Source organism: Actinomadura fibrosa (genome assembly GCF_900659615.1).
Classification (GTDB): domain Bacteria; phylum Actinomycetota; class Actinomycetes; order Streptosporangiales; family Streptosporangiaceae; genus Spirillospora; species Spirillospora fibrosa.
The window spans coordinates 1-5,119 of sequence record NZ_CAACUY010000414.1 but is presented as its reverse complement, the minus strand read 5'-3'; the positions used below and the strand labels follow the sequence as shown (position 1 = coordinate 5,119).

Sequence of the window (5,119 nt, the reverse complement as noted above, 5' to 3'; positions counted from 1 at the left end):
ATCACCGCGGACGGCGGGCGCGCGATCGCCGCGCCCGGCGCGGTCGGGCCCGCCGCGACCGCCGACGCGCTCGTGGCGCGCGCGGTCGAGGAGTTCGGCGCGCTGGACGTCCTCGTGACCAACGCCGGGATCCTGCGCGACCGCGTGCTGTGGAAGATGTCGGACGAGGACTTCGACGCCGTGCTCGACGTCCATCTGAAGGGCACCTTCACCTGCGTGCGCGCCGCCGTCCGGCGGATGCGCGAGCAGGGCGCCGGCGGCCGGGTCATCGTCGTCGGCTCGCCCGCCGGGCAGCGCGGCAACTTCGGCCAGACCAACTACTCCGCCGCCAAGGCCGCGATCGTCGGCATGGTCCGGACCTGGGCGATGGAGTGCGCCAAGGCCGGGATCACCGTCAACGCGGTCGTGCCCGTCGCCGCGACCGCGATGACCCGCACCATTCCCGCCTTCGCGCCGTACATCGAGGCGTGGGAGGAGCGCGGCGAGCCCTTCCCGGCCTGGCTGCGCGCCGCCGAGGGGTTCGGCACCCCCGAGGACGTGGCGGGGCTCCCCGTCTTCCTGGCCTCGCCCGCCGCCGCGGGCGTGACCGGGCAGGCCATCGGGATCGGCGGTGACCGGCTGTCGCTGTGGTCGCACCCGCGCGAGATCGCGGTCGCCTACCGCGAGGGCGGCTGGGACGCCGACGCGATCGCCGCGTCCTGGGCGACGGGCCCCGGGCGCGAACCTGAGACCTACGGCATCCCCGCCCCGCAGCCCCCCGAACCCCTCGGCCCCGGATCCGGCGACGGTGGGGCGGCGTGATGAACCTGGACGAGCTCGTCGCCATCGACGTCCACACGCACGCGGAGATCTCGGCCGATGGGCACCCGTCGCTGCCGCCGCACCTGCTGGAGGCGTCCGAGAAGTACTTCGGCGCGCAGGGCCACCGCCAGCCCACCATCGACGAGATGGCCGCCCACTACCGGGAGCGCCGCATGGCGGCGGTGGTGTTCACCGTGGACGCCGAGCACGCCACCGGGCACCCGCCGATCGCCAACGAGGAGGTCGCCGAGTCCTGCGCGCGGCACCCCGACGTCCTCATCCCGTTCGCGAGCCTCGACCCGTGGCGCGGCGGGGCCGCCGTCCGCGCCGCGCGCCGCCTCGTCGCCGAGCACGGCGTCCGCGGCTTCAAGTTCCACCCCAGCCTCCAGGGCTTCGCCCCGAACGACCGCATGGCCTACCCGCTGTACGAGGCCATCGAGGAGCTCGGCGTGCCCGCCCTGTTCCACACCGGGCAGACGGGCATCGGCGCGGGCGTCCCGGGCGGCGGCGGCATCCGGCTGCGCTACTCCGACCCGATGCTCGTCGACGACGTCGCCGTGGACTTCCCCGAACTGCGGATCATCCTGGCGCACCCGTCCTTCCCCTGGCAGGACGAGGCCCTCGCGGTGGCGACGCACAAGCCGCACGTCCACATCGACCTCTCCGGCTGGTCGCCCAAGTACTTCCCGCCGCAGCTCGTCCGCTACGCCAACAGCCTCCTGAAGGACAAGGTGCTGTTCGGCTCCGACTACCCGGTCATCACGCCCGACCGCTGGCTGGCCGACTTCGAGCGGCTCGACATCAAACCGGAGGTGCGGCCGAGGATCCTCAAGGACAACGCGGCGCGCCTGCTCGGGCTCGCCGGGCCCCGGCCGGTGAAGGACTAGCGGCCGTGCGCGACCAGGGCATCGGCTCCTGGACGGCCCGCCGCGCCCGCAAGACGCCCGCCCGGACCGCCGTCGTCCACGACGGGACCCGCCTCACCTACGCCGGGCTGCACGAGCGCGTCCTCCGGCTGGCGCACGCGCTGCGCGGGCTCGGCGTGCGGCGGGGCGACCGGGTCGCCTACCTCGGCCCCAACCATCCGGCCTTCCTGGAGACGCTGTTCGCCACCGGCAGGCTCGGCGCGGTGTTCGTCCCGCTCAACACCCGGCTCGCGGCCCCGGAGTTGGCGCACCACCTGGCCGACTCGGGCTCGGGCGTGCTCGTCCACGCGCCGTCGCAGGCCGCGGTCGCGGTCGCGGCGGCGGGGACGGCCCGCACCGTCCGGCACCGCATCGCCCTGGACGCCCCGGCCGGAGACGCCGCCGGGTACGAGGACCTCCTCGCCGCCGCGCCCGCCGAGCCGATCGACGAGCCGGTGTCCCTGGACGACCCATGCCTGATCATGTACACGTCCGGGACGACCGGCCGGGCCAAGGGCGCCGTCCTGACCCACGGCAACATCACCTGGAACAGCGTCAACGTGCTCGTCGACGTCGACCTCGCCGCCGACGAGGTCACGCTGGTCGCGGCGCCGCTGTTCCACACCGCCGGGCTCAACATGACGGCCCTGCCGACCCTCCTCAAGGGCGGCACGGTCGTGCTGATGTCCGCGTTCGACCCGGTCGCGGCGCTCCGGGCGATCGAGGAGCACCGGGTGACCTACATGTTCGGCGTGCCGGTGATGTACGACGCGATGGCCGCGTCCGGGGCGTGGCCGTCGGCGGACCTGTCCAGCCTGCGCCAGCTCAACTGCGGCGGCGCGCCCGTCCCGCCCCGGACCATCCGGGCGTACCAGGAGCGGGGCCTGTCCTTCAGCCAGGGATACGGGATGACCGAGGCGTCGCCCGGCGTCCTCTACCTCGCCCGGGAGGACAGCGTCCGCAAGGCGGGCACGGCCGGGGTCCCGCACTTCTTCACCGACGTCCGCGTCGTCGGCCCGGATCTGCGCGACGCCCGTCCCGGCGAGCGGGGCGAGGTCCTCGTGTCGGGACCGAACGTGATGTCGGGCTACTGGGGCCGCCCCGACGAGACGGCCCGCGCCATGGCCGGGGACTGGTTCCGCTCCGGCGACGTCGCCGTGGTGGACGAGGACGGCTTCACCGCCATCGTCGACCGCGTCAAGGACATGATCATCTCGGGTGGGGAGAACATCTACCCCGCCGAGGTGGAGGCCGTCCTGATCGAGCACCCGGACGTGGCCGAGTGCGCCGTGTTCGGCGTGCCCGACGACCGCTGGGGCGAGGCGGGCCGCGCCGTCGTCGTGCCCCGCGCGGGCGCCGAGCCGGACCCGGACGGCCTGCTCGCCTTCCTGGCGGGCCGGCTCGCCAAGTACAAGATCCCCAAGTCCGTGGTGCTCGCCGCGGAGCTGCCCCGCAACCCCGCCGGCAAGGTGCTCAAGAAGGCCCTGCGCGAACGCCACGGGCCGCCGGCTCCCTGACCCGCCCGTGACCCGCCGCCCGTCCGCACCGAAGGAGACGAACCGATGACCACCAAGGCGAACGGCCTGACCGAACTCCTCGCCCTCAAGGGCGCCGACCTCGGCCACACCGGCTGGATGGCGATCGAGCAGGACCGGGTCGACGCCTTCGCCGACGCCACCGACGACCACCAGTGGGTCCACGTCGACCCCGCGAAGGCCGCCGACGGCCCGTTCGGCGGCACGATCGCGCACGGCTACCTCACGCTCGCGCTGCTGATCCCGCTGTTCAACGAGCTGCTGGAGATCGGCGGCGTGGGGATGAGCGTCAACTACGGGCTGAACAAGGTCCGCTTCCCCGCCCCCGTCCCGGTCGGCGCGCGGATCCGGCTGCGCGGCACGGTCGCCGACGTCACCGAGGTGGCGGGGAACGGCGTCCAGATGGTCATGGACTTCACCGTGGAGACCGACCGCGGCGAGAAGCCCGCCTGCGTGGCGCAGGCCGTCTACCGGCACTACGCGAGCTGACCCGGCGGCGCGCCCCGATTGCTGTGAGGAGATCCGCGATGCCCCTGCCCGAACCCGTGCTGACCTTCGCCTTCGAGGCGCGCGTCGAGGTCGCCGAGCCGCTGCGGATCGGCCGCGGACCGCACGAGGAGCTGTGGTTCACGCCGATCACCGGCGGCACGGTCGCCGGCCCGCGGCTGAACGGCGCCGTCCTGCCCTACGGCGGCGACTGGTCGACCACGCGCGGCGAGGAGACGGAGCTGGACGCGCGCTACCTGCTGCGCGCCGGCGACGGCGCGGTGATCGACATCCGCAACCGGGGCGTCTGGAAGGCCGGCGCCGGCGTGGAGGACCGCCTGCGCGCCGGCGGGCACGTCGACGAGGCCGAGTACTACTACCGCACCTCCCCCGTCTTCTCCACCGACGCCCCCGCCCACGCCTGGCTCACCTCGACGGTCTTCGCCGGGATGGCGCGCGAGGAGGACGGAAGGGTCTGCATCCGGTTCTTCGCCCTGGACTGACCCCCGGGGTGACACGTCGCTCACCGTCCACAGTCGGGGCGAAGCGATCGGTAACCTTCGCGTCGTCGGCTTGGTGCCCGCCTACTCCCGCGGAGGGGTCATCGACTTGGGACGCGCGACTGAACGTGACGGCGTGAGCGACCTGACGGACTTCATCACCGACCGGCTGGACGTGGACGAGGAGGCGGCCCGCGACGCGCTCGCCCGCACCACGACCCGGCGCCACAGGCTCTCCGGGCAGACGGTGCACGTCCCCGACCGTCCGGCCGACTGGGGGCCCGACGCGGTGTGGCCGCCGGAGCGGGTCCTCGCCGACGTCGGGGCCAAGCGGCGGATCGTGGCGCTGCATCCGCACACCACGATGCGCCGCGAGATCGGCGAGGAGCACCTCCGCTCCATGTACGGGCCGAACTGGGAGCGGCGCCTCATCCACCTGGACGACCTCTACTGCCGGACCTGCCACGTCGCCGACGGCAAGATCACCAACGACGCGGGCATCCCCTGCCTGACCCTGCGGCTGCTCGCCCTGCCCTACGCCGACCACCCCGCCTACCGCGACGAGTGGCGCCCGTGACCGCGACGCGGCGGGGCGCGGGCGGCGCCGTCCGCGTCCGCTGAAGGGGGAGGTCAGGCGGGGTCGTGCTCCCGGGTGCCCGACCAGGCGCGCCACAGGGCGGCGTACCGGCCGCCCGCCGCGCGCAGGTCGTCGTGGGTGCCGCTCTCCACGACCCGGCCGTCCTCCATGACGACGACGCGGTCGGCGGACGCCGCCTGCGTGAGGCGGTGCGCGACGACTAGGGCGGTCCGTCCCGCGACGGCGCGGTCGGCGGCGCGCTCCAGGGCGCGGGCGCCGCTGCCACCAGAACCCGCATCGTCGGCTCCCTTCCTC

The 5,119-nt window shown here is 74.3% G+C and carries 6 protein-coding genes and 1 pseudogene; 6 read left to right on the top strand and 1 reads right to left on the bottom strand.

From position 1 onward, the window contains the following. From E1300_RS47540 to E1300_RS47515, 6 genes are all read left to right on the top strand, one after another. A partial coding sequence (locus E1300_RS47540; RefSeq protein WP_131763838.1) for an SDR family oxidoreductase occupies positions 1 to 801 on the top strand: 801 nt, incomplete at its 5' end. Next, positions 801 to 1,688, top strand: coding sequence for an amidohydrolase family protein (locus tag E1300_RS47535; RefSeq protein ID WP_131763837.1), 888 nt, complete (start codon positions 801 to 803; stop codon positions 1,686 to 1,688). The genes E1300_RS47540 and E1300_RS47535, both read left to right, overlap by 1 nt. 5 nt (positions 1,689 to 1,693) lie before the next feature. Continuing rightward, complete coding sequence (locus tag E1300_RS47530) at positions 1,694 to 3,223, top strand: acyl-CoA synthetase (RefSeq protein ID WP_131763836.1); 1,530 nt, start codon at positions 1,694 to 1,696, stop codon at positions 3,221 to 3,223. Between the two features lie 45 nt (positions 3,224 to 3,268). Further along, positions 3,269 to 3,730: a MaoC family dehydratase gene (locus E1300_RS47525; RefSeq protein WP_131763835.1), complete on the top strand. Its 462-nt coding sequence runs from the start codon at positions 3,269 to 3,271 to the stop codon at positions 3,728 to 3,730. A 38-nt stretch (positions 3,731 to 3,768) separates the two neighbouring features. Further along, positions 3,769 to 4,230, top strand: coding sequence for a DUF3237 domain-containing protein (locus tag E1300_RS47520; protein ID WP_131763834.1), 462 nt, complete (start codon positions 3,769 to 3,771; stop codon positions 4,228 to 4,230). Positions 4,231 to 4,363: 133 nt separating this feature from the next. After that, positions 4,364 to 4,804, top strand: coding sequence for a DUF6221 family protein (locus tag E1300_RS47515; RefSeq protein WP_131763833.1), 441 nt, complete (start codon positions 4,364 to 4,366; stop codon positions 4,802 to 4,804). 53 nt (positions 4,805 to 4,857) lie between these two features. Here the strand turns inward: E1300_RS47515 and E1300_RS47510 are convergent. Continuing rightward, positions 4,858 to 5,119 (bottom strand): annotated as a pseudogene (locus E1300_RS47510) (hypothetical protein); the annotation flags it as partial.

Bases quoted from the DNA above. Each gene is read 5' to 3' on its own strand.
- E1300_RS47525 (WP_131763835.1), top strand. From the start codon at position 3,269: ATGACCACCAAGGCGAACGGCCTGACCGAACTCCTCGCCCTCAAGGGC.
- E1300_RS47520 (WP_131763834.1), top strand. From the start codon at position 3,769: ATGCCCCTGCCCGAACCCGTGCTGACCTTCGCCTTCGAGGCGCGCGTC.
- E1300_RS47535 (WP_131763837.1), top strand. From the start codon at position 801: ATGAACCTGGACGAGCTCGTCGCCATCGACGTCCACACGCACGCGGAG.